18 protein-coding genes are annotated in these 23,761 nt (G+C 65.1%); 3 read left to right on the forward strand and 15 right to left on the reverse strand.

Annotated features, from left to right (window positions below; all coding sequences use genetic code 11):
- Positions 1–96 precede the first annotated feature (96 nt).
- Entirely contained in the window at positions 97–984 is an 888-nt protein-coding gene (locus tag LRS53_RS00810) for an alpha/beta fold hydrolase (RefSeq protein WP_231354617.1), read from the forward strand.
- Positions 985–1,077: 93 nt separating this feature from the next.
- Here LRS53_RS00810 and LRS53_RS00815 read toward each other — a convergent pair whose 3' ends face one another.
- The 6 genes from LRS53_RS00815 to LRS53_RS00840 all read right to left on the reverse strand — a co-directional run bounded on the left by LRS53_RS00815 (position 1,078) and on the right by LRS53_RS00840 (position 8,359).
- Positions 1,078–2,049 carry a D-2-hydroxyacid dehydrogenase family protein gene (locus LRS53_RS00815; protein WP_231354618.1) on the reverse strand — a complete coding sequence of 324 codons (972 nt, stop codon included), beginning with the start codon at positions 2,047–2,049 and terminating at the stop codon, positions 1,078–1,080.
- A gap of 108 nt (positions 2,050–2,157) precedes the next feature.
- Positions 2,158–2,964, reverse strand: a complete 807-nt coding sequence (locus LRS53_RS00820) for an ABC transporter ATP-binding protein (RefSeq protein WP_231354619.1) — start codon at positions 2,962–2,964, stop codon at positions 2,158–2,160.
- Positions 2,946–3,959: a FecCD family ABC transporter permease gene (locus tag LRS53_RS00825; RefSeq protein WP_231354620.1), complete on the reverse strand. Its 1,014-nt coding sequence runs from the start codon at positions 3,957–3,959 to the stop codon at positions 2,946–2,948. Before LRS53_RS00825 ends, LRS53_RS00820 begins: the two co-directional genes overlap by 19 nt.
- On the reverse strand, positions 3,956–4,933 hold the full coding sequence (locus LRS53_RS00830) for a FecCD family ABC transporter permease (RefSeq protein ID WP_442968475.1): 978 nt from the start codon (positions 4,931–4,933) through the stop codon (positions 3,956–3,958). Before LRS53_RS00830 ends, LRS53_RS00825 begins: the two co-directional genes overlap by 4 nt.
- A gap of 59 nt (positions 4,934–4,992) precedes the next feature.
- Positions 4,993–5,937: an ABC transporter substrate-binding protein gene (locus tag LRS53_RS00835; RefSeq protein WP_231354622.1), complete on the reverse strand. Its 945-nt coding sequence runs from the start codon at positions 5,935–5,937 to the stop codon at positions 4,993–4,995.
- A 295-nt stretch (positions 5,938–6,232) separates the two neighbouring features.
- Positions 6,233–8,359 carry a TonB-dependent siderophore receptor gene (locus tag LRS53_RS00840; protein ID WP_231354623.1) on the reverse strand — a complete coding sequence of 709 codons (2,127 nt, stop codon included), beginning with the start codon at positions 8,357–8,359 and terminating at the stop codon, positions 6,233–6,235.
- Between the two features lie 165 nt (positions 8,360–8,524).
- Here LRS53_RS00840 and guaB point away from each other — a divergent pair, with 165 nt between their 5' ends.
- Positions 8,525–9,994, forward strand: coding sequence for an IMP dehydrogenase (gene guaB / locus LRS53_RS00845; protein WP_017638609.1), 1,470 nt, complete (start codon positions 8,525–8,527; stop codon positions 9,992–9,994).
- Positions 9,995–10,081: 87 nt separating this feature from the next.
- Complete coding sequence (gene guaA / locus LRS53_RS00850) at positions 10,082–11,659, forward strand: glutamine-hydrolyzing GMP synthase (protein WP_208692242.1); 1,578 nt, start codon at positions 10,082–10,084, stop codon at positions 11,657–11,659.
- A gap of 327 nt (positions 11,660–11,986) precedes the next feature.
- Here guaA and LRS53_RS00855 read toward each other — a convergent pair whose 3' ends face one another.
- The 9 genes from LRS53_RS00855 to LRS53_RS00895 form a co-directional block, all read right to left on the reverse strand.
- On the reverse strand, positions 11,987–15,367 hold the full coding sequence (locus LRS53_RS00855; protein ID WP_231354624.1) for an SIR2 family protein: 3,381 nt from the start codon (positions 15,365–15,367) through the stop codon (positions 11,987–11,989).
- Positions 15,327–15,761 carry a hypothetical protein gene (locus tag LRS53_RS00860; protein WP_231354625.1) on the reverse strand — a complete coding sequence of 145 codons (435 nt, stop codon included), beginning with the start codon at positions 15,759–15,761 and terminating at the stop codon, positions 15,327–15,329. Before LRS53_RS00860 ends, LRS53_RS00855 begins: the two co-directional genes overlap by 41 nt.
- A 276-nt stretch (positions 15,762–16,037) precedes the next feature.
- A complete protein-coding gene (locus LRS53_RS00865) occupies positions 16,038–17,984 on the reverse strand; it encodes a putative bifunctional diguanylate cyclase/phosphodiesterase (protein WP_231354626.1) in 1,947 nt (648 codons plus the stop codon).
- Positions 17,985–18,399: 415 nt separating this feature from the next.
- Entirely contained in the window at positions 18,400–19,077 is a 678-nt protein-coding gene (locus tag LRS53_RS00870; protein ID WP_231354627.1) for a type 1 glutamine amidotransferase domain-containing protein, read from the reverse strand.
- A 146-nt stretch (positions 19,078–19,223) separates the two neighbouring features.
- Entirely contained in the window at positions 19,224–20,474 is a 1,251-nt protein-coding gene (locus LRS53_RS00875; RefSeq protein ID WP_231354628.1) for a hypothetical protein, read from the reverse strand.
- 177 nt (positions 20,475–20,651) lie between these two features.
- On the reverse strand, positions 20,652–21,827 hold the full coding sequence (chrA, locus tag LRS53_RS00880; protein WP_231354629.1) for a chromate efflux transporter: 1,176 nt from the start codon (positions 21,825–21,827) through the stop codon (positions 20,652–20,654).
- A 10-nt stretch (positions 21,828–21,837) separates the two neighbouring features.
- The gene (gene arsC / locus LRS53_RS00885) at positions 21,838–22,263 is read right to left on the reverse strand and encodes an arsenate reductase (glutaredoxin) (RefSeq protein ID WP_231354630.1); all 426 of its coding nucleotides are present in this window, start codon (positions 22,261–22,263) and stop codon (positions 21,838–21,840) included.
- Complete coding sequence (arsB, locus tag LRS53_RS00890; protein WP_231354631.1) at positions 22,260–23,306, reverse strand: ACR3 family arsenite efflux transporter; 1,047 nt, start codon at positions 23,304–23,306, stop codon at positions 22,260–22,262. Before arsB ends, arsC begins: the two co-directional genes overlap by 4 nt.
- An 83-nt stretch (positions 23,307–23,389) precedes the next feature.
- Positions 23,390–23,713 (reverse strand): ArsR/SmtB family transcription factor, encoded by a 324-nt coding sequence (locus LRS53_RS00895; RefSeq protein ID WP_231354632.1) that lies wholly within the window; start codon positions 23,711–23,713, stop codon positions 23,390–23,392.
- Between the last annotated feature and the right edge of the window lie 48 nt (positions 23,714–23,761).

The raw sequence follows: 23,761 nt of genomic DNA on the forward strand, positions 1-23,761 counted from the left end.
TGAAAACCGCCGACGTTTTCCACGCGCAGGCCAACGGCGGGAACTCCCAACCTCTCATCCCTCTCCGCTCTATACCCCCAACGGCGGAGAACTCTCATGCTCACCTCTATCCAGGCCGGCGTCTTGGACGTGGCCTATCAGGTCCAGGGACCGGAAACTGGAGCGCCGGTCCTGCTGCTGCATGGCTTTCCCTACGACATCCACGCCTACACCGAGGTGGCCGACGAACTGGCCGCCGCTGGCTGCCGGGTCTATGTGCCCTATTTGCGCGGCTACGGCGCCACCCGTTACCTAAGCGCCGATACCCCGCGCTCCGGCCAGCAGGCGGCCCTGGCCCATGACGTCCTGGCGCTGCTCGATGCCCTGGGCCTGGAGCGGGCGACCCTGGCCGGCTACGACTGGGGTGGCCGCGCCGCTGGCATCGTCGCCGCCCTCTGGCCCGAGCGGGTCGCGGGGGTGGTGCTGGGCGACGGCTATCCGATCCAGGACATCGCCGCCGCGGCGACCCAGCCGGCCGAGCCGGCGGCGGAGCTGCGCTATTGGTACCAGTACTATTTCCACGGTGAACGGGGGCGCGCCGGCCTGGCGGAACATCGCCGCGACTTCTGTCGACTGCTCTGGTCACTGTGGTCGCCCAGCTGGCGCTTCAGCGACGCCACCTACGCGCTTACCGCCGCGGCCTTCGACAATCCCGATTTCGTCGACACCGTGATCCACTCCTATCGCCACCGTTACGGCCTGGCATCGGACGATCCAACCTATGCCGAGACCGAGCGCCGGCTCGCCGCGCAGCCACCCATCAGCGTGCCCACCACGGTCTTGGCCGGCGCCGACGACGGGGTGACCCCGGTGCAGGGCGAAGCTGCCGTGGCGCGGCATTTCCATGGACCTTTCCGCTACAAGATGCTGCCACGCTGCGGCCACAACATCCCCCAGGAAGCCCCGGCCGCCTTCGCCGCCGCGGTAAGGGAACGGCTGCCGTAGGTTGGCGCTGAGACGGGTCCATCGTCGAAGCTCAACGGATGCAGCTAAGCCAAGGTGGTGAAAACGCTGCCGCCTTGGCGTGCGTATTCGAGGCTACCGCCCCAACACCTCCGGGTTGGCGACACCCGTCGGTTCACCCGCGAAGAAGCCCACCAGGTTGGCGAAGGCCTCGCCGAAATAGAGTTCGTAGCTGTGCTTTTCCACATAGCCCAGGTGCGGCGTGCAGAGCACTTGGGGATGGGCGAGCAGCGGATCGTCCGGTGCCACGGGTTCCTGCTCGAAGACATCCAGCGCCGCCTGGCCGGGATGCCCTCGCTCCAGCGCCGTGAGCAGGGCGCCGGGCTCGATCAGGCCGGCGCGGGCGGTGTTGACCAGCAAGGCGCTCTTCTTCATCCGTGCCAAGTCCTCGGCGCGCACGCAGCCGCGGCTGCGCTCGCTGTATCTGAGGTGCAGGCTGATGACATCGGCCTCGGCGAAGAAAGCGTCCTGGCTGGCGGCGGCGCGATGGCCGTCGGCTTCGGCGCGGGCACGCGAGGCTTCGCTGCCCCAGACCAGCACCGGCATGCCGAAGGCCTGGCCGTAGCGCGCCAGGCGCTGGCCGATCTTGCCGTAGCCCCAAATGCCGAGGATCTGTCCATCCAGCCGCTCGCCCAGATTGACCTGCCAGCGCCCGGCATAGAGGGCGTCGATGGCCGGCTTGAGCCGGCGGCGGGCCATGAGGATCAGGGTCCAGGTCAGCTCGGCGGTGGAGACCGGCGAGCCGCTGCCTTCGCAGACCGCCACGCCCTGGCGAGTGCAGGCGGCCACATCGAGATGGGCGGTGGCCTTGCCGGTCTGGCTGATCAGCTTGAGCCGCGGCAGGTGCGCCAGCAGCTCGGTGTCGATACGGGTACGCTCGCGGGTCAGCACCAGGGCATCGGCATCGCGGAAGCGCTCCACCAGCACCTGGGGATCGCGCTCGGCATCGTGATAGAGCGTCACCTGGTGCCCGGCGCGCTGGAGCAGGGGATAGCAATCCAGGGTTTCGACGACGTGCTGGTAGTCGTCCGGGATGACGATATGCATGGCGGGCTCCGTTGTTGTTCTGGACCGCCAGTGGAGCACCTGCAAGGTCGTCCGACAAGCTCGGGCGCCGCTGAGACCGCTTCACCGTCAAAACCCAACGTTCAGAGCCTAATAAGGAATCACCAGCGGCGTGCCCGCCAGGGGATTCTCGATCACCGCGCATTTGAGGCCGTACAGCGCCTCGATCAGCTCGGGCGTGACGATTTCCGCCGGTGGCCCCTCGGCGAGGATGCGCCCGGCGCGCAGGGCGATGATGTGGTCGGCGTAGCGACAGGCCTGGTTGAGGTCGTGCAGCACCGCCACCAGAGTGCGACCACCCTCGCGATTGAGCCGGCAGAGCAACTCCATCAACTCCACCTGGTGGGCGATGTCCAGGTAGGTGGTGGGCTCGTCGAGCAGCAGCAGCGGGGTCTCCTGGGCCAGTGCCAGGGCGATCCACACCCGCTGGCGCTGGCCGCCGGACAGGCTGTCCACCGCCCGCTCGGCCAGTGCCAGGGTATTGGTGGCTTCCAGGGCATGTTGCACCGCGCGCTCGTCGGCATCCGTCCAGCCGGCGAAGGCCTGGCGATGGGGATGGCGCCCGCGCGCCACCAGATCGCTGACCAGGATGTCCTCCGGTGCCACCGCGCTCTGCGGCAGCAAGCCGATGCGACGGGCCACCTCGCGGGTCGGCAGATCCCGGATCAGCCGGCCGTCCAGGCGCACCTCGCCGGCACTGGGACGGATCAGCCGTGCCAGGCTGCGCAGCAGGGTCGACTTGCCGCAGCCATTGGGGCCGATGATCACGGTGAAGCGGCCATCGGGCAGCCGCACATCGAGGTCGGCGCAGATCGGCTGGCCGCCATAACCGACGGTGAGACCGTGGGCGGCGAGGCGACTGTAGGGGGCGTCTTGGGTCATGAGGTCCGCCGCCATTCGCGGCTCAGCAAGAAGATCAGATAGAGGCCGCCCAGGGCGCCGGTGAGCAACCCGACCGGAATCTGGAAGGGCGCCAGCAGCCGCTGGGCCAGCAGGTCGGCCAGGGCGGTGAGGCAGGCGCCGAGCAGGGCGGGGGCGAGGATACCCAGATCGGCGCTGCGGGTCAGGCGCCGGGCCAGCTGGGGCGCCGCCAGGGCGACGAAGCCGATGGGACCGGCGGTGGCGATGGCCAGGGCGGCCAGGGCCACGGCGACGGTCAGCAGCAGATTCTGGCTGGGCAGCACGGCCAGGCCCAGGGCGCGGGCCAGGTCGTCACCCAGCTCCAGCAGGCGCAGCCGGCGCGCCAGCCAGGCGGCCAGCGGCAGCAGCAACAGGCAGCCGGCGAGCAGGGTCAGGGTGCGGCTCCAGGTCAGCATGTCCAGGCTACCGAACAGCCAGAGCCGGGCCTCCTGGGCTTCATCCAGCTCGGCGCGGGTCAGCAGGTATTCGTTGAGCGAGGCGAGCAGGGCGCTGATGGCGATACCGAGCAGGATCATCCGCTCGCCGCGGATGCCGGCCAGGGCGGCGAGTCCGGCCACCAGCACCGCGGCCAGCAGCCCGCCGCTGAGGGCACCCACCATCAGCGCCGCGCCGCCCAGTTGCAGCCAGAGCAGGGTGATCAGGGCGCCACTGGCCGAGCCGACGGTGAACCCCACCAGATCCGGACTGGCCAGGGGATTGCGCGCCAGCCGCTGGAAGATGGCGCCACTGGCGCCTAGAGCCGCGCCGACGCCAAAGGCCGCCAGCAGCCGCGGCAGGCGCAGATCCAGCAGGACCAGGCTGGCCAGGGCATCACCCTGACCCATGAGGGTGGCGACCACCCGGTGCGGCGTCGGGGCGAAGGCGCCGCCGCTGAGGGTCAGGGCGCAGATACCGATGGCAGCCAGCCCGAGCAGCAACAGGCAGGCCTGGAAGCGTGCCGAGCGGCGCGGGGCGAAACGATGACGACTCAAGGGCGCACCCGCCGGGCGGAACGGATGATCAGCGCGAGCAGCACCGGGGTGCCGAGCAGGGCGCAGACGATTCCAGCCTCCAGCTCCCCTGGCAGGGCCACGCGGCGGCCCAGGGTATCGGCCAGCAACAGCAGATTGGCACCGGCCAGGGGCGCCAGCGCCAGGATCCTGCGCCAGTCGGCGCCCACCAGCAGGCGCAGGGCGTGGGGCACCACCAGCCCCAGGAAGCCGATGGGGCCGGCCACCGCGGTGGCCGCACCGCACAGCAGCACGATGGCGACGAAGGCCAGCAGCCGCAGTTGCCCGGGGCGGGCGCCCAGGGCGCGCCCGAGGTCGTCGCCCAGGGCCAGGGCATTGAGGCGACCGCCCAGGGGCAGACCCAGCAGCAGGCCGATCAGCAGCAGCGGCAGGATGCCGAGGGCGCCACCCGGCGTCTGGCCGCTCAGGGCGCCCACCGCCCAGAAGCGGTAGCTGTCGAACACCGCGCTGTCGAACAGGGTGATGATGCCGGTGCAGGCGTTGAGGCTGGCGCTCAGAGCGATGCCGGCGAGGATCAGCCGCAGCGGCTGGCCGCGAGCCGGCGCGCTGCCGCCGAGCAGATAGACCAGGCCGGCGGCCAGGGCCGCCCCCAGCAGGGCACAGGCCAGGCGCGTCGGGGCATCGTCCAGCCCCACCAGCGACAGCCCGGCCACCACCGCGAAGGCCGCCCCGGCGTTGATGCCCAATAGCCCGGGATCGGCCAGGGGGTTGCGCGTCAGCGCCTGCATCAGGGCACCGGCCAGGCCTAGGGCGGCGCCCACCAGCAGCCCGAGCAGGGTGCGCGGCAGCCGCAGTTCCCAGAGCACCACGGCATCGGTGGAGTCATCGGGGGCGAAGAGCAGGTGCAGGAGGTGAGCCGCCGACAGCGGCCGGGCGCCTATGCCCAGGCTCGCCACCACCGCCAGCGCCAGGACGATCAGCAGCAGGACCAGCACCAGGCCACCGCGGGCGGCGGATGCCCGTTGTGCAAGAGGCGCGGGGCGGGCCGGCGGGGTCATGTCATCCCCAGGGCGCCGGCGACCGTGCCGATCACCTGGCGGGCGGCGAGGGGCCCGGCGTTGAGATAGAAGGCGTCGGTATCCACGCGAACGGCCCGGGACTGACGCACCGCAGTCAGCCGCGGCCACATCGGTTGCCGCGCCAGGCTGGCCAGGGCGGTGCCCTGCTCGGCGTAGAACAGCCAGTCGGCGTCTGCCAGATCCAGCAACTCGGCGCTGACATCCCGCGAGGTGCCCTTGAAGCGCTGCGCTGCCGGGCGGGTCACGCCCATGGCCTGCAGCAAGCCGCCGGCAAAGGAATCCGCGCCCATCAGGCGCAGCCGGGCGCCACTGGAAAACAGCAGGGAGGCGGAGGGCGGCTGAGTTCCCAGGTGCTGCGTCATGCCGGCGAGATCCCGATCCAGCTCCGCCAGCAGGCGCTCGGCCTGCTGGCGCCGCCCCAGGGCATCGGCCAGCACTAGGAAGTCCGGCCGCCAATTGCCACCGGTGCCGCGCGCCACCACCGTGGGGGCGATGCGCGAAAACAGCTCCAGGCCGCCGGCCTTGAGCACGGTGCGATTGAGCATGATCAGATCCGGCGCCAGGCGCGCCAGGGCTTCCAGATCCGGCGCCTGGCGACTGCCCAGATCGACCATGGCGTCCAGCTCGCTGGGGCGGCTGGCGAGGGCGGTGCGCAGATAGCCGGGTGCCAGTTCGCGATTGTCCACCCGGGTGGTGCCGGCCGGGATCACGCCCAGGCTCAGAGCGGCGTCCAGCTGGCCGGTGGAGATCACGGCCACCCGCTGGGGTTGGCGTGGGATAAGGGTGCTGCCCACCACATGCGCCACCTGCCGCGGGAATTCACCATCCGCCGCCGACGCACGCGCGAACACCCCTGCGGGCAACCCGGCGAGCAGGGCGCTACCGGCGGCGAATCGAAGAAGGGCGCGACGATCGAGCATGACGGAGACTGGCTGAAGACGGAAAGAGGCCCGCCAGGCGGGCCGAGGCCCCACGGCGGGGCGGCTAGGATAGAGCATCGCTACGGGCCTGGCATCCGCTAAGGACGCCGGGCCGGTCCCTCTCCCTTTGGTGTTAGCGCAGGCTGCTAGCGGATCGCGGCCATGGGCCGCTCCTACAGGTGATGCAAACTTGGGCGTAGCGTGGAAAACCGCGAAGCGTTTTCCACTGTGTTGCACGTTTCGATCCGCCCCCTCTCCCCCCGGGAGAGGGCTGGGGTGAGGGCAGGTCGCTGGCTTAGAAACTCACCGTCGCACTCAACCGCGCCGTCCGCGGCTCGCCCACCGCCACCTGTAAGGGGCTGTTGGCGCTCGACGGGTAGTACTGCTTGTCGAACAGGTTGTCGACGTTCAGCTGCAGGCGGGTCTGGTAGCCGGTCACCGGCAGGTCCCAGCGCAAAAAGGCGTCGGCCACGGTGTAGCTGCTCATGTAGAAGCTGTTCGCCGCATCGCCGGCCCGCTCGCCGACGTAGCGCGCGCCGCCGCCGAGGTGCCAGCCACCCAGGTTGGACGGCACCAGCAGGTGGTGGGTCAGATAGAGACTGCCGCTGTGCTTGGGCGCCTGGGGCAGGCGCTTGCCCTCGTTGCTGGGATCATCGAGCACCTCGGTGTGATCGTAGGCGTAGGTGGCAATCATGTCCCAGCGCTCGGCCAGATGGCCGGTGAGGTCCACTTCGAGGCCCCGCGAGCCGACCTTGCCGGCGGCTTCGCTCACGCTCACACCCGCCACGTTGCTGGTGGTCACCACATTCTTCTTCTGGATGTCGTACAGCGCCACGTTCAGATTCAGACCAGGCGTCAGGTCGTACTTGGCACCCACCTCGAAGCTGCGGCCTTCTTCGGGATCGAAGGTGTTGCCGCGGTCGTCGACGGTGGTGTTCGGCACGAAGGATCGACTGTAGTTACCGTATAGCGACAGGGTATCGGTGGCCTGGAACACCACACCGGCCAGCGGCAGGGCCGCGTGATCGCGCTTGTCCAGATTGACGACATAATCCCGGCCCAGGCCTTGATCGCTGTACTGCTTGAAAGTCTGGTAGCGGCCGCCCAGCACCAGGATCCAGCGATCGTTCAGGTGCCAGTTGTCCTTGAAGTACAGCGAAGTGGATTCCAGGCTGCTGTCCTGATCGCTCTGGGTCGTGCTCAGGAGGCTGGGTACTGCCAGGCTGCCGTACACCGGCGCGTTGATATTGATGTTGCGGCGCGAGGCATTGTTGTTGCGGTAGGTGTTGCCGCGGTACTGGTCGTTATCCTCGTGATCGAGGCCCACCAGCAGATCATGGCGTTGGCCCAGCAGATCCTGCCGGCCGAGGACGTCCCAACTAGCGTACGTCGTCTCGTAATCGTAATGGGCGCCATTGGCCGTCCGCAGCAGATTGCCATTCGCGGCCAAGGAGACCGGCTGGGCGAAGTCCAGGCTGTAGCGGTCGTTGTTCCAGGCATAGATCAGCCGCGTCTTCCAGTCATCACTGAGCTGGTACTCGTAGCGAGCACTAGCCGTCTCGGTGATGCCCTTGGTCTCGGCCCATTTCTCGTCGAGGCGCTTGTCGTAGCTGGCGCTGCTGGGATGCCCATTGACGAACACCGTCCCCCGATCCACCGGGCCGCTGTAATCGTTGTAGGAATAGGCCAGGGTCAGGCTGGCGCGCTCGCCGGTCCAAGACAGCGACGGCGCCACCAGACTGTGCTGATCCACCCCGTAGTTACGCCAATAGTCCTCGCTCTGGCGCTCGGCGATCAGCCGATAGGCGAAGCCGCTGTCACCCAGGGGGCCGGTGGTGTCGATGCCGAGATTGCCGCCGCCTTCGCTGTAGGCCGAGCCGCTCAGGGTGGTGCGTTGCTGGTATTGCGGCTGCTTGCTGACCACGTTGATCAGCCCACCCGGTTCCAGGGCGCCATAGAGCAGGGAGGCCGGCCCTTTGAGCACCTCGACCCGCTCGGCGGTGGCATCGAAGTTGTGCGACAGATTCGAGCGCACGCCATCGCGAAAGATGGAGCCATCGGCGTTGGTCCCGAAGCCGCGTTTGACGAAGGCATCCTTGGTCCCGGCCAAGGTATTGCTCTGGGTCACGCCGCTGACGAATTTGGAGGCGTCGTCCAGGGTCCGCACCTCGTAGTCCTGGAGCAGTTGCGGAGTCACGGTCTGCACCGACTGCGCCTCTTCCTTGATCGGCACGTCGCTCTTGCTCGCGGTCGAGGCGCGGGTCGCCCGATAGCTGTCGTCCGCCTCGCTGGCCGTGGCGGAAATGTCCATGGGGGCGAGGCTGGCGTTTTCCGCGGCCAGCAGGCCCGAACTGGTCGCCAGGGCCAGGGTGCTGAAGGCGAAGGGCGCGAAACGGCGAAGGGCTCTGGGCGGCGTGTTCAAGGGCGATCTCGGGAGGAGCGGAAAAGGTGGCGGCGATTCTATGTTGATAGTCATTCTCACGTAAATCGAATCCTCATACCGTTGATGCTCGGGTGCGTTGCCGCCCATCCCCAAGCGCAGGTATAATGTCGCGCTCCTAAATTTTCCCGCCCGGGAGCGCCCGCCATGCTGCGCATCAGCCAAGAAGCCCTGACGTTCGACGACGTTCTCCTCATCCCCGGCTATTCGGATGTCCTGCCGAAAGACGTCAGTCTCAAGACCCGCCTGACCCGTGGCATCGAGCTGAACATTCCCCTGGTGTCCGCCGCCATGGACACCGTGACCGAGTCCCGTCTGGCCATCGCCATGGCCCAGGAAGGCGGCATCGGCATCATCCACAAGAACATGACCGTCGAGCAGCAGGCCGCGGAAGTCCGCAAGGTCAAGCGCTTCGAGGCCGGCGTGGTGAAGGACCCCATCACCATCGACGCCGACGCCAGCGTGCGCGATCTGTTCGACCTGACCCGCCTGCACAACATCTCCGGTGTACCGGTGATCTCCGGTCGTGACCTGGTGGGTATCGTCACCTCCCGCGACGTGCGCTTCGAGACTCGTCTCGACGTGCCGGTGCGCGAAGTCATGACCCCCAAGGATCGCCTGGTCACCGTGCGCGAAGGCGCCGACAAGCAGGAAGTCCGCGAGCTGCTGCACAAGCACCGCATCGAGAAGGTGCTGATCGTCGACGAAGCCTTCGCGCTCAAGGGCATGATGACCGTCAAGGACATCGAGAAGGCCAAGGCCTATCCCAACGCCAGCAAGGACGACGCCGGTAGCCTGCGCGTCGGTGCCGCCGTCGGTACCGGTGCCGAGACCCCCGAGCGCGTGGCCGCCCTGGTCGCCGCCGGCGTCGACGTCATCGTGGTCGACACCGCCCACGGTCACTCCAAGGGCGTGATCGAGCGCGTGCGCTGGGTCAAGCAGACCTACCCCCAGGTGCAGGTGATCGGCGGCAACATCGCCACCGCCGAAGCCGCCAAGGCCCTGGCTGACGCCGGTGCCGACGCGGTCAAGGTCGGCATCGGCCCGGGCTCCATCTGCACTACCCGCATCGTCGCCGGTGTCGGCGTGCCGCAGATCTCCGCCATCGCCAACGTCGCCGCCGCCCTCGAAGGCACCGGCGTGCCGCTGATCGCCGACGGTGGCATCCGCTTCTCCGGTGACCTGTCCAAGGCCATCGTCGCCGGTGGCTACTGCGTGATGATGGGCTCCATGTTCGCCGGTACCGAAGAGGCTCCGGGCGAGGTCGAGCTGTTCCAGGGCCGCTCCTACAAGTCCTACCGCGGCATGGGCTCCCTGGGCGCCATGTCCCAGACCCAGGGCTCTAGCGACCGCTACTTCCAGGACTCCGCCTCCGGCGCCGAGAAGCTGGTCCCCGAGGGCATCGAAGGCCGCGTTCCCTACAAGGGCCCGCTGGCGGCGATCATCCACCAGCTGATGGGCGGCCTGCGTGCCTCCATGGGCTACACCGGTTGCGCCACCGTCGAGCAGATGCGTACCAAGCCGCAGTTCGTGCGCATCACCGGCGCCGGCATGGCCGAATCCCACGTCCACGACGTGCAGATCACCAAGGAAGCGCCTAACTACCGCGTTAGCTGATTCCTAATCTGTCGTTCTTATCGTTGCGATTCGGGGCTGTCTAGACAGCCCCGAATCGTCTGAACCTAGCGCTATCGAGACCTGGCCATGTCCCAAGACATCCACGCCCACCGCATCCTCATCCTCGACTTCGGCTCCCAGTACACCCAGCTCATCGCCCGCCGCGTGCGCGAACTGGGCGTCTATTGCGAGCTGCACCCCTTCGACATGGACGACGCCGACATCCGCGCCTTCGCTCCGCGCGGCATCATCCTCGCCGGCGGGCCCGAGTCGGTCCATGAGGCCGGCAGCCCGCGCGCACCCAAGGCGGTGTTCGATCTGGGCGTACCGCTGTTCGGCATCTGCTACGGCATGCAGACCATGGCCGAGCAACTCGGCGGCAAGGTCGAAGGCTCCAACATCCGTGAATTCGGCTATGCCAAGGTCGACGTGGTCGGCAAGAGCCGCCTGCTCGAAGGCATCCAGGACCACCTCGACGACGACGGCGTACTCGGCCTGGACGTCTGGATGAGCCATGGCGACAAGGTCGGCAAGCTGCCGGACGGCTTCCACATCGTCGCCAGCACCCCGAGCTGCGCCATCGCCGCCATGGGTGACGACGAGCGCGGCTGGTACGGCGTGCAGTTCCACCCCGAGGTGACCCACACCAAGCAGGGCGGGCGCATCCTCTCGCGCTTCCTCAAGGACATCTGCGGCTGCGAAGCCCTCTGGACCCCGGCCAACATCGTCGAGGACGCCATCGCCCAGGTGCGTGCCCAGGTCGGCAGCGCCAACGTGCTGCTGGGCCTCTCCGGCGGCGTCGACTCCTCCGTGGTCGCGGCCCTGCTGCACAAGGCCATCGGCGACCAACTGACCTGCGTCTTCGTCGACAACGGCCTGCTGCGCCTGCACGAGGGTGACCAGGTGATGGCCATGTTCGCCGAGAACATGGGCGTCAAGGTGATCCGCTCCAACTCCGAGCAGCGCTTCCTGACCAATCTGGAAGGCGAAGCCGACCCGGAGAAGAAGCGCAAGATCATCGGCCGCACCTTCATCGACGTCTTCGACGCCGAAGCCAGCAAGCTCGACAACATCAAGTTCCTGGCCCAGGGCACCATCTATCCCGACGTCATCGAGTCGGCCGGCGCCAAGACCGGCAAGGCCCACGTCATCAAGTCCCACCACAACGTCGGTGGCCTGCCCGAGGAAATGAACCTCAAGCTGGTCGAGCCGCTGCGCGAACTGTTCAAGGACGAGGTGCGCAAGATCGGCCTGGAACTGGGCCTGCCCTACGACATGGTCTACCGCCACCCCTTCCCCGGTCCGGGCCTGGGCGTACGCATCCTCGGCGAAGTGAAGAAGGAATACGCCGACCTGCTGCGGCGCGCCGACGACATCTTCATCAGCGAGCTGCGCAAGGCCGACTGGTACCACAAGGTCAGCCAGGCCTTCGTCGTCTTCCAGCCGGTGAAATCCGTCGGCGTGGTCGGCGACGGCCGCCGCTACGCCTGGGTCGTCGCCCTGCGCGCGGTGGAAACCATCGACTTCATGACCGCCCGCTGGGCCCATCTGCCCTATGAGCTGCTGGAAAAGGTCTCCAACCGCATCATCAACGAAATCGACGGCATCTCCCGCGTCACCTACGACGTCTCGAGCAAGCCGCCGGCGACGATTGAGTGGGAGTGATGCTGCTCGGTACGATCTAGCGAAAAATGCTCCGAAGCCCGCTTAACGGCGGGCTTAGATTTTTGTCCGCCAAATTTCCGCAGTATTCTACATCAGCGTCATATTGCTGGTCTGGCAGAGTACCGAGCTGGCCAAGATCAAGCGCAAGTTAGAAGAAAGTGAGTGGTTAAATAAATCTGCTCCCCTCTTTTTAATGTTCGGTTCGGAGAAGACTTGTAAAGATAGCTGACGCTTATGCGGTGTCGGCTAGTGGCCAGTACACGTCGTTCATTTCAGTCGCGGTAATGTCAGATTGCAGTGATAGCAGTCTTTGGGGCATCGCATGTTTTAGTCGAGTATGTCTTTTAATCGACGATATTCAGGCATGTCCTTGATATGCGGATCAAGTTCGGCAAGCGCGTCGAGCGCCCCCGCCAGTTCATAAGGCATTCGGGCACGGTCATCGGGCATGATCGCGTTGAGCAGTCGCATCGCCTCTTTCGGGTGGTTGCGGGCAATATTCTCTTTGTCTTCGCGGTCTCTCGAGATGCGATAGGTCAGCATGTCAGCATTTGGCGCCGGGCGGATCAGCGGCAGGATCGTCTTCACCGCGTCGGGAAAATGGTCGCCTGCCTGTTCGGCGATCTGGACGAAGCCACGAGTAGTTTCATCACTGCGATAGCGCATGGCGCGGGGCCAACTGTTCTGGATGAACGGCTTGATGAACTCGACCCATTGACCATGCTTTTGGAGGCTATTGCCTAGCGTCCAGAGAATCCTGCCGCGCAGATCATCGTCAATCGCGGTGAGCACGTCTCGAATTTCTTCAGAGCTGAACAGCGGGGTAAAATTAGGCGCCGGCCGCGACAACCAGACCAGCAGAGAGCCAAAAGAGTCGCGTTCCTGTTCGTCGAGTGTCCAGCCGGCTTCGCCCTTCAGGATTTTGAGCATTGGCGCTTTGAGCTGCTGCCAGAATGGCGCGGGCATGGCGTTTCTATTGAAGGCGAGACCATGCCAAGCTGCTTCGGCGAGCGGATGATCAATTTGAAACATCGGCAACAGGAACGCCTCTGCCCATTCATGGAAGCAGTAGTTGATCCAGCCCATATGCTGGGTGAGGACGGCGACGGCATGGCCACCGCCGTGGCCGGGCGCAGCGACTAGCGCTTCGAAACGGATGGCGAGATTGCGGTTCAACGACTTGTGGCGCGTGGCCTTCTGGGGCGTCAGTTTCAACAGCGCCTGGGTAAGCGTCCCGATCGGGCTGTTGATCGCCTTGTTAATCGACACTTCCGACTGCTGCTGTTCGACACCGCCGATCGTAATTGCGCCGATCCCGCTATCGGTCGCGTCGGCCGCACTCGACAGGAAGGGGTGCAGAAATCCGTCGAAGATAGCGAGCGCGTTGGTACGGCCATTTGCGTATAGCGCGGGAAGATGCTGTTTGAGCCAGTTCGGTGCTTCATATCGTAGCGTGATCGCTTGTGCCGGGATGAGCCGCACGACCGAATGCGCGAGCAAACATCGCAGTTTGGGCGTTGTGTCTTCGGGCCAATTGTTGAGCAGGTCGCGCCACAGCTCCGCGGGGAACGCGCCCTTGCGATAAGCGGAGCGGAGCGCAGCCAGCGCCTTAAAGGGGTGTTCATTTACCAGTCCGCGAAAAGGGTGATGGCTCGCCAATTCCCGCACCGGGCGCTTGGTTCGCGCCAATGCGGTGTCGACCACCTGATCAAGCGGTAGGAGGTCGAGATCGCCGGGATCGCTGATCTCCCGGACCCAGCCCCCACGGCTCTCATAACTTTCGTCAGCATGGTCCGCCCATCTGTCGGTCCACTTGGGATGGATCAGCTTCAGCTTGGCTAAAGCGTGCTGACCGGCGGTGGTCAGTTGACATTGATGCAGCTCAAGCCAACGCAAATTGGTGGCGGCGTAGGCGGCGCGGCGCTCACGATATTGCCGGCGTTTCTCGTCGTGATAGGTTGGCGGGCCAGCTTCCAGGAGCCGCTCGACCGTCCGCTTCTGTCGGTATGACCACTCGCCCCATCGCCCCTTGATCAGATGGAGTAGTTCGCGCTGATTATAGGCGTTCCACATTGCGTCTCGCGGCAACGACGCGATGACCGCTAGCGCTTCGGCTGCGGTGGCAAGCTTCGGATCTGCTGCCGCCCAGAGCCGGAACTTGGAAAAGATTCGCGTCTCTGTGGTTGACCAGGCAAGAAACTCGCGGCGCGCAAGGTCGCTATTGTGCGCGGCTAGGGCTAGGTATATTTCCCTGAACCATAGGACGTTGTGCGTCTCCTTACCCGAAAATCCGTTCCTGTCCGTCTCGGGCAGCAACGTCGGTGGATGCCAAAAAAGGTCCCCAATCTCGTCGAGTAGCGCTGAGGTGCGCTCAAGGGATCCCCGAACGATCTGGGCGACTTGCGCCAGTGCCTCGGGCGGGTACTTCACATCATGACCATGCCGGTCGAGTGATGCGACCTTGAGGTCGACGACGTCGCGCAGGCGCAATTTGTCCCAATCATCAAGAGGCGGACGCGGTGGCGACATCAATGGCCGGGAGATTTCAACGAAGGGTGTGACGCAGCGTTCGAAGAATCGCGCCACCGCCGGTGTCCAGCCGGATCGCTTCAGCATGCCTTCGAACGCGAACCAGCGGTCGCTGCGCTCTTCCTCGGGTAGCATATCGAGCGCCTCAAGATAGAGGCTCCACAGCGTCTGTGCAGTCGGTGGCATCTCTTTACCATGCCGGCTACGGACTCGGTTCGAAACAAACCGGAGCAGTAACGGATTGGGACGATAATAGGCAGATGCCCACCATAAGGCGGCCGGCTGGTGACTTTGCTTGCCGAACCAACGTGCCAGATGATGGAGGCGGTCTGGTAGGGTATAACTCCACAAGGAGCTGCCACCCTGTAGCGTCATGCGCTCCGGTTGAGCGCCGTCCCCTTTCTGCCAGGCGAGGGTGTTGCGAGCATTTTCAGGAACCAGCCTGTGCTCACTGGGCGAAGGTCGTAGGGGATCGTCGTCTAGTCCATAGAAATCTTGAGGGTCGATTTCCTTAGCATCGCGATCTTGCAATCCCCGGGCAGGTTTGAGGTAGCGCACGTTAGGGTCGAATACTGCCAGCCACTCTGCGCCGGGCGCGGGATCAGCATCGGCAAACGCCTTCGCGCCTTTCGATGTGCTGACCAGCTGAACAACCTGTCCACGCTGATACGGCTTGAGGTCAGCCGGTGATTGTCGCGCCAGCGAGAGAACCCTATCAATCCAGCGATCCGGCGAGCGTGCCGCCTGTGCCCAGCCGGCGACGGTCCGCCACAATGCCGAATGTGTTTTGTCTGGCGTGTAGCAGATCGGCGTGACCCCGCGATCCTGCCAAATTTCTTCCGCGTCGTCGGTCGACCGGTCAGTAAAGACGTAAATTGGTGATTGATAGATGAAGCCCGCACGGACGTTGAGTCCCTCAAGCAGGTAGCGCATCGGTGGATCGTCCGCGCTGTATCCAAGCAATACGATCGTGTACTTTTCACGCAGTGCCTTTACGAAGCGTGTTGCCCATCCTTCGGCAAGATAGGCTAGCCCAAAGTCGCTACTGCTAATAACGTAACTTGGGATTTCCTCTGGTTGTCGCGGGTCGGCAAGGCGCCCGTGCAGGTAGACAACGCCGCGGATCGGCTGATTAAGTTCAATGTCGGGCAGGCCCGGCGGAACGATTGGCCAGAACATTCTGGCCTGCTTGTTCGAATAGCCTATCGAAATTGGTGGTAACAATTTGGGTATTGCCGCTTGCGCCACGCGACAGCGCGAGGATATCGCAATGATGTTTGAGCGTACGAGGAGTACTGACACCTAGCGCGGCATAGATCTGGCTGTCGATTTCCTCGCGTCCGAATTCGCGTACGAGCACGTTGAAGACGCGATCAAAGCTTTCCTTATCAACCATCGCTTGGCGTGCCTTGGTCGCGTCAAGCGTATCGATAATGCGGTTGGTCAGAGCCCAGAAGCTATCAAGCCCGGCGGGTATTGATACCCCTGCACCGCAGAAAAAGATTACATTTCCTTTAGCTTGTTCCTCAAGCAGGTGGGCAGGTAGTGATGGACCATTTTCGACAAAGCGCATTTCTTAATATGACCAAGAAAATTGAAAATACAAGAATTTGGAGCGGGGTCGGGGAAGATTGACCAAGAATTTTCAGTCATGCAAAGTCAAGTGCTGACGTATCTTTGCAATCCATCAATAATGTTGCTTGATTGGTATCGCGAGGGCCGCAATTTTTAGAGCAACTGAGACTATAGCACTATCTCAAAAGATTAGACGTACTAGCCACGATGTCCAACCGGTCCGATTTAGAAGCTCTCAAGAAGGGCATTAGTTGCACTTGGCCCTCTCGACAAATCAAACCGCCAACACCTCAGCCAAATGCTCCCCCTCCAACCAACTCCCAATCTCACTCGCCCGCATCGGCTTGGCGAACAGATAGCCCTGCGCCCTAGTACAGCCAAGATTCTTCAGCGCACCCAGTTCTGCTGCCGTTTCCACCCCCTCCACAATGCATTCCAGCTGCATGTCCTGGCACAGGGCGATCAGGGATTTGACGATCTTGAAGCTGGCCGGGTCGAGGTGGAGGTCGGTGACGAAGGTGCGGTCCACCTTGAGTTTGGTCAGGGGTAGGGCGTGGATCTGGCTCAGGCTGGAATAGCCGGTGCCGAAATCGTCAAGGGAGATGCCGCAGCCCAGTTCGCGGAAGCGGCTGATGGCGCGCTGGGTCTGGGGCAGGTCCTGGATGGCGGCGGTTTCGGTGATTTCCAGGTCGAGGCAGGCCGGGTCGAAGCCGCTTCGCTTGATCAGTTCGACGATCTGCTGGGCGGCGTCTTCCGAGCCGCAGTCGTGGGCGGAGAGGTTGAAGGCCAGGCGGATGCCGGCGGGCCAGCGCGCGGCCGCGTTCAGGGCCTTGCTCAGCAGGGGCAGGGTAAGGCGATTGACCATACCGACGCGCTCGGCGGTGGCGATGAAATCACCCGGTGGCACGTTGCCCAGCTCCGGACTTTCCCAGCGCGCCAGGGCCTCGAAGGCCACCGTCTGCTTGCTGTGGATGTCCACGATGGGCTGGAAGACCATGTAGAACTCGCGCTCCAGGTCGGCCCGGCGCAGGGCCTGTTCGGTCAGGCCTTCGCGATTGAGTTGCTGGCGATGGGCGGTGCTGAACAGGCAGGCCGTGCCGGGGCGGTGGCGCTTGCTCTGGTACAGGGCGTAGTCGGCGTATTCATAGACGTCCGTGGCGGTAAAGGCCTGGTCGGGAAAGGTCGCGAGGCCCAGCGAGCCACTGATCTGGATGGGCAGGTCCACCAGCAGAAAGGGCTCGCGCAGGCTGGCGCAGACCCTTTCGCCAAACGCCCGCAGCTGCTCATCGTTCAAGACCCCGGTGATGATCAGGCTGAATTCGTCGCCGCCCAGTCGGGCCAGGTGGACGTCTTCGCCCAGCAGCGTGCTCAGGCGCTGGCCGACCTGATAGAGCAGCCGGTCGCCCACGCTGTGGCCATAGAGATCGTTGACCGGCTTGAAGCCGTCCAGATCGATCAGGCCCACGGCCAGGCGGGTCCCCTGGGCACGCGCGTCGGCCAGGAGGGTATCGAGGCGGGCAAAGAACTGCCGTCGATTGGCCAGGCCGGTCAGGCTGTCCTGATTGGCCAGTTTGAGGTTTTCCTCGCTGAGCTTGGCTGTTTGCGCCTGCATGTTCACCAGCCGGGTGAAGTCCCCGTACTGCGCCTTGAGGATGACCAGCATGGCGATGGACACCAGCAGGACGTCGATCGCCGTGGCCACGAAGGTGCCGATGGTGGTGGAAGCGAAGAACACCACGAAGGCCGTGTTGACCACGGCGGTGGTGGCCAAGGCCGCTGGCAGCAGGTGCATCATGCAGAAGATGCAGCCGATCACGGTGATCGCCATGTAGAAGCCCACATGCGCCTGGGTATAGCTGTCGCCATAGGGAAACAGCGCCAGCGCCCAGGCGGTGAAGGCCGAGGCCACGATGGGCGCGAGCCTGTTGGTGCGCTTCAGGGCCGAGAGCATCTGCGCCGGATTGCGCGGCTGATTGCGCGTGCGGAACCATTCGGCCGCCCGGATCACGCCGAACAGCGTCATGAGCAACGGGCAATACACCACCAGCCAGCGCGGCGCGACGGCATAGTGGGTGCCGGCCAGCATCAGGGTGTTGGTCAGCAGGATGAAATACATCATCGGCAGCTGGCGCGACAGCGCGAGGTATTGCGCCTTGACCAGGCCGGGATTGTCCTTGGGCACCGACATCAGGACGCGCACGCCGAGCAGGATTCTCTTCATCGGGCAATGCTCTGAAAATACGACCAGGTAACCAACTGCACGGATATCCTTTCCAGCCTGGGCGGAGCAGGGTTGAAGGCTGCGCTCATGGAAGGGGTGTCGGCTGGCGCCTGGATTTCTGCAACCTTGGCGACTAATGGCACTTTGATCTTGTTCGAATTGCCAATCGTCATAGTTATAGGCGAGGCGAGCGCTGGTGAACAGCCTTGACGATTGCCGGCGATCAAACGCTTGGCGTAGACCTCCAGTGGTCGTTCAGCGATGAAGATGCGCGTGCCTGGCCGGTCCGTCTGAGCATTCGGGAAACGGGGGCAGCCTTGTGCTCAGCTCTCCCGTGCGCGAGCCGCCAGGTCGGTGGTGATGGACCACAACGAAAAAGCCCGCCATTAGGCGGGCGTTTTCAGGTTCGGGACGCTCAACCCAGCTTGGTCAGCAAGGCATCCGCCGCGGCTTCCGAACTGGCTGGATTCTGGCCGGTGACCAGGTTGCCGTCCTCGACCACAAACTCGCCCCAGTCCGGCCCTTTTTCGTAGCGGGCGCCGAGCTTCTTCAACTCGTCTTCCACCAGGAAGGGCACCACGTCGGTGAGTTGCACCCCGGCTTCTTCGCTGTTGGTGAAGCCGGTGACGGTGCGACCCTTGACCAGCGGGGTGCCATCGGCTGCCTTGACGTGGCGCAGCACGCCGGGAGCGTGGCAGACCAGGCCGAAGGGCTTGTTGGCGTGCGCGAAGGCTTCGAGCAGGGCGATGGAGTCGCGGGATTCGGCGAGATCCCAGAGCGGGCCGTGGCCGCCAGGATAGAAGAGGCCGTCGTAGTCGTCGGCGTGCACTTCGGCGAGCTTGACGGTGCCGGTCAGCGCCTTTTGCGCCTCGGGATCGTTCTTGAAACGCTCGGTGGACTCGGTCTGGGCGTCGGGGGCGTCGCTCTTGGGGTCCAGCGGCGGTTGGCCACCGGCGGGGGAGGCCAGGGTGATCTCGGCACCGGCATCCTTGAACACGTAGTAGGGGGCAGCGAATTCTTCCAGCCAGAAGCCGGTTTTCTTGCCGGTGTCGCCGAGCTGGTCGTGGGAGGTCAGGACCATCAGGATCTTCATCGCGCGTTCCTCGTGTTCGGAAGGGTATCGCTAGACAGACCCTGGGTTCCTGCTGTGAGTGCCCGGCTCTTGTGGTAAGCCACGAATACCTCACAGAAGCAGCCGGCGAGCCGCCCGATTGGGGCGGCCGTGGCGTTCAGGGGCGATCAACCCCAGCCAAGCGTGCCGCCCGGCTCATAGCGCTCACGAGCGGAAACGGTGCTGGCGACGTCATCGAGGTTATGAACGCCTACCAGTTTGATCAGCGAGTCCAGGTTGTCGACCTGGCCTTCGTAGCCTGCGTCACGGAAGACATAGGTGTCCTGGCCGTAGTGGAAGACGGCGGCATTGACCAGACCGGTGGTGGAATGGGTCACGGTGTTGAGCGCGGCGAACAGGCTAGTGGCCTTCGCCAGGGCGGCGTCCTGGATGGTGACCACGGCTTTCTCGTCGTACACCGCGAAGCCGAAGATGATGTGGTCATCGTTCGCGTTGTAGTCGGTGACCGTCACATGGTTGGCTGCCAGGGAGCGATTGGCGGCGACGGTGCTGCTGCCATCGAAGTTGACCAGGCTGGGATCGACGGTAAGGACGTCGTGACCCTCACCCAGGGTGACGGTGGCGCCGTGGCCGAAGCTGCCGCTCAGGTTGGCGTTGTGTGCGGCCACGCCCTTGACGAACAGCAGGTCGACATAGTCATTGCCGGAGCCGGCGTTGATGATGACGTCGGCCTGCTGGATATGAGCGCCGATCTGGTCGCCACCGGCGCCGCTATCGACGGTGATGGCCTTGACCCGGGAGTGGGCGAGCGCGGCGACGCTGTCCAGCTCCGGGGCAGTGATGGTGCTGACCTGGAGCAGATCGCCGCCGCTGCCCGTGGTCACGTTCTTGAGGAAGGCGCTCTGGCTGGCATAGGTGTAGTCATGGCCTTCGGTGTAGCCATGCAGGAAGTCAATCGACAGGCCGGCAGTGGAAGTAGAGCCGTCGAAGGTCTGCAAGCCGTCGAAGTTGTCCAGTGTGATCAGGTCGCTCTCTTGGAACTGGTTGTCCGCGGTGTCGGTGAGGCTGACGGTCAGTTTGGCAATGGACGAATCCAGGGTGCTGTCGCTGGCGGTGGCGCCGCGGGTATGGCCGTCGAGGCGCGTCAGCTGGCCTTCCCAATGACCGGTCAGGGTCAGTTCGCTCAGGGTCGAGGCGGCCGCAAAGTGCGGGCCCTTGGCATCGAAGGTCTTGGCGAAGCCGACGTATTCGGGGGCGGCGTTGACATCGAGGGTGAGCCGCGGCTGGCTCTGGAAGGCGTAGTAGGTGACGCCATCAAAGGTGCCGGCTGGCTTGGCGGGCGCGGCGACTAGGGGCGCCTTGGCGAGGGCAGCGGTGAACAGCGGGGCGGTGGTGTCCAGGGGGTTCTTGTAGGTCATGGCGGTCATCCTTAATGCATGTCAGGCCGAGCGCTCGCTGGACACGTTCTCGCGCAGGGCAAGACGTTTCATACAGCTGAACGTCACGCTGACAGTGCCTAGCTTTCCACGGAGCTACAGCGAACCACGCCGCAATTTCATCGGGCCACTAGTGGCACGCCGCCAAACGGTAGTGCGCTAAAAGTTCAATAGACTGACGAATAGAACGACCAATAGCGCGATCAGCACCGGCGACCAGTGGGTCCGCAAGAGCAGCGCCAGGGCCAGCGCGGCGAGGGCGACGTCCAGCAGGCCGTGGATGGCACCCGTCCAGACCGGATCGTAGAGCGCCGCCAGCAGCAGGCCGACCACGCCGGCGTTGAGCCCGGTGAGGGCGCGCTGCCAGCCGGGGTTCTGGCGCAGGGTCTGCCAAAAGGGCAGGGCGGCGAGCAGGACGAGGGCGCCGGGCAGAAAGATCAGCAGGGTCCAGAGTAAGCCGTTGAGCCAGGCGGGCAAGGCCGAGGGCACCAGGGCGCCGAGGTAGGCGGCAAAGGTAAACAAGGGGCCCGGTACCGCCTGGGCCAGGCCATAGCCGGCCATGACCTGGCCATCGCTGACCAGGCCGTTGGGCACCACCACCGCCTGCAGCAGTGGCAACACCACATGGCCACCACCGAAGACCAGGGCGCCGGCGCGATAGACACCCTCGGCCAAGTTGCTCCAGGCGGGCAACAGCAGCAGCGGCAACAGGAACAGCAGCAGGGCGACCACCCCCAGGCGCCGGGAGGTTCCCGTTTGCAGGCCCAGGGCCGGCGGCGTGGCGGTCGGCGCCAGTACCAGGCGACCGACCAGGGCGGCCAGGCCCAGCCCCAGCAGTTGCCCCGCCGAACCGGGCAGCCAGAGCGCCAGGCCGGCGACGACCAGCGCGAGGAGGCGGCGCGGCGTATCCGGGCATAGGCTGCGGCCCATGCTCCAGACCGCCTGGGCCACCACCGCCACGGCAAAGACCTTGAGGCCATGCACCGCCGCCGAGTCGGCCAGCCCAGGATAGTGGGCCAGGCCCAGGGCGAAGAAGATCAGCAGCAGGGCCGAAGGCAGGGTGAAGCCGAGCCAAGCTGCCAGTAGGCCCCAGCCCCCGGCGCGGCCCAGGCCCAGGGCCATGCCGACCTGGCTGCTGGTCGGACCGGGCAAGAGCTGACAGAGCGCGACCAGCTCGGCATAGGCGGGCTCGTCCAGCCATTGGCGACGGGCGACGAAGGCCTGGCGGAAATAGCCCAGGTGGGCGATGGGGCCGCCAAAGCTGGTGCAGCCCAGGCGCAGAAAGATCACAAAGACCTGCCAGGCGCTCTCCTGGCCGTGGGCGGCTTCGCGCATGGTGGCTTCCCTAGGCGTGCGGCGCGGCCGGTGGTACTACCACCTCGCCGTCTTCCTTGACGAAGGGGCCGCGTTGCGGCGCGGGCAGGATCTCCAGCACCCGTTCCGAGGGCCGGCAGAGCCGGGTACCCAAGGGGGTCACCACGATGGGTCGATTGATCAGGACAGGATGCTGCAGCATGGCGGCGATCAGGGCCGCGTCGTCTAACTGCGGATTGTCCAAACCCAGTTCGGCATAGGGCGTCCCCTTCTGGCGCAGCAGCTCGCGTACCGGCATGCCCAGGCTGGCGATCAGCCGTTCCAGCTGCGCCCGGTCGGGCGGTGTCTCCAGGTAGTGGATCACCGTCGGCTCGACGCCGCTGTTGCGAATCAGGCCCAGCACGTTGCGCGAGGTGCCGCAGGCGGGATTGTGATAGATCGTGATGTCGCTGTTCATGGACGGTCTCGACGAGAGGAAAGGGCGCCGCGTTCGTACCAGCCGCGCGAGCCGTTCACCAGGCGCACGACCAGCAGCATCAGCGGTACCTCGATGAGGACTCCCACCACGGTAGCCAGGGCGGCGCCCGAGTGGAAGCCGAACAGGCTGATGGCGGCGGCCACCGCCAGTTCGAAGAAGTTGCTCGCGCCGATCAGCGCCGACGGACAGGCGACGCTGTGGCTCTCGCCCACCAGGCGATTCAGCCAATAAGCCAGCGCCGAATTGAACAGCACCTGGATCAGGATGGGCACGGCCAGCAGGGCGATTACCAGCGGCTGCGCCAGGATGGCCTCGCCCTGGAAGGCGAACAGCAGTACCAGGGTGGCCAGCAAGGCGCCCATCGAGAAGGGTCCCAGGCGGGCCAGGGTGCGCTCGAAGGCAGCCTGGCCCTGGCGCAGCAGCGCGCGTCGCCAGAGCTGGGCGAGGATCACCGGCAGCACCAGGTAGAGGATCACCGAAAGCAGCAGGGTGGCCCAGGGCACCGCGATCGACGACAGCCCCAGCAGCAGGCCGACGATGGGGGCGAAGGCGAACACCATGAGGGTGTCGTTCAGCGCGACCTGGGACAGGGTGAACAGCGGATCGCCCTGGGTGAGGCGACTCCAGACGAAGACCATCGCCGTGCAGGGCGCCGCCGCCAGCAGGATGAGCCCGGCGATATAGCTGTCCAGCTGGTCGCTCGGCAGCCAGGGGGCGAAGACTTCCCGAATGAACAGCCAGGCGAGCAGCGCCATGGAGAAGGGCTTGACCGCCCAGTTGACGAACAGGGTGACGCCGATCCCGCGCCAGTGCTGGCGCACCTGGCCGAGGGCGCTGAAATCCACCTTGAGCAGCATCGGCACGATCATCACCCAGATCAGGAGGCCGACCGGCAGATTGACCTGGGCCACCTCGATCCGGCCGATGAAGCGGAACAGATCCGGCGCCCATTGGCCGAGAGCGATGCCGGCGAGGATGCAGAGCGCTACCCAGAGGCTGAGGTAACGCTCGAAGCTGTTCATTGAGGGTGCTGCCGGTGGGCAGGCGTGAGGACTGTGCATGGCGGGCCTGGTCTTGCGGTCGGTGGATGGGGGTTGGTCGAGGATCAGCAGGAACAGCGCAAGGGTTCGCTGACCATGCAGTCGCCGCCGGCGCAGCAGTGCTCGGTCAGGTAGCCGAGCAGGGCGTTCATCTGGTCATAGGCCGCGCGATAGATGAGGTTGCGACCCTGCTGTTCCACCGAGACCAGGCCGGCGGTGGCCAGCTCCTTGAGGTGGAAGGAAAGGTTGCTGCGGCTCACTTCGAGCTGGTCGGCCAACTGGCTGGGGGTGAGGCCACCCGTGCCCGCCACCACCAGGGCGCGAAAAACCCTCAGGCGCTGGGCGTGAGCGAGGGCGGCGAGGGCGGATACGGCACTGTCTTCATGCATGATTCGATAATTCAAGGATCGTTGAATCATTGAATGATAAGGCGTGTT

The sequence above is a fragment of the Pseudomonas sp. PLB05 genome, from assembly GCF_021106615.1.
Taxonomy (GTDB): domain Bacteria; phylum Pseudomonadota; class Gammaproteobacteria; order Pseudomonadales; family Pseudomonadaceae; genus Chryseomonas; species Chryseomonas benzopyrenica.

Excerpts from the sequence above, each read along its gene's own strand:
- arsB (WP_231354631.1), bottom strand. The coding sequence starts at position 23,306 with ATGAACAGCTTCGAGCGTTACCTCAGCCTCTGGGTAGCGCTCTGCATC.
- arsC (WP_231354630.1), bottom strand. The coding sequence starts at position 22,263 with ATGAACAGCGACATCACGATCTATCACAATCCCGCCTGCGGCACCTCG.
- chrA (WP_231354629.1), bottom strand. The coding sequence starts at position 21,827 with ATGCGCGAAGCCGCCCACGGCCAGGAGAGCGCCTGGCAGGTCTTTGTG.
- LRS53_RS00865 (WP_231354626.1), bottom strand. The coding sequence starts at position 17,984 with ATGAAGAGAATCCTGCTCGGCGTGCGCGTCCTGATGTCGGTGCCCAAG.
- LRS53_RS00820 (WP_231354619.1), bottom strand. The coding sequence starts at position 2,964 with ATGGCGGCGGACCTCATGACCCAAGACGCCCCCTACAGTCGCCTCGCC.
- guaB (WP_017638609.1), top strand. The coding sequence starts at position 8,525 with ATGCTGCGCATCAGCCAAGAAGCCCTGACGTTCGACGACGTTCTCCTC.
- LRS53_RS00870 (WP_231354627.1), bottom strand. The coding sequence starts at position 19,077 with ATGAAGATCCTGATGGTCCTGACCTCCCACGACCAGCTCGGCGACACC.
- LRS53_RS00810 (WP_231354617.1), top strand. The coding sequence starts at position 97 with ATGCTCACCTCTATCCAGGCCGGCGTCTTGGACGTGGCCTATCAGGTC.
- LRS53_RS00815 (WP_231354618.1), bottom strand. The coding sequence starts at position 2,049 with ATGCATATCGTCATCCCGGACGACTACCAGCACGTCGTCGAAACCCTG.
- LRS53_RS00875 (WP_231354628.1), bottom strand. The coding sequence starts at position 20,474 with ATGACCTACAAGAACCCCCTGGACACCACCGCCCCGCTGTTCACCGCT.
- LRS53_RS00835 (WP_231354622.1), bottom strand. The coding sequence starts at position 5,937 with ATGCTCGATCGTCGCGCCCTTCTTCGATTCGCCGCCGGTAGCGCCCTG.
- LRS53_RS00895 (WP_231354632.1), bottom strand. The coding sequence starts at position 23,713 with ATGCATGAAGACAGTGCCGTATCCGCCCTCGCCGCCCTCGCTCACGCC.
- LRS53_RS00860 (WP_231354625.1), bottom strand. The coding sequence starts at position 15,761 with ATGCGCTTTGTCGAAAATGGTCCATCACTACCTGCCCACCTGCTTGAG.
- LRS53_RS00855 (WP_231354624.1), bottom strand. The coding sequence starts at position 15,367 with ATGTTCTGGCCAATCGTTCCGCCGGGCCTGCCCGACATTGAACTTAAT.
- guaA (WP_208692242.1), top strand. The coding sequence starts at position 10,082 with ATGTCCCAAGACATCCACGCCCACCGCATCCTCATCCTCGACTTCGGC.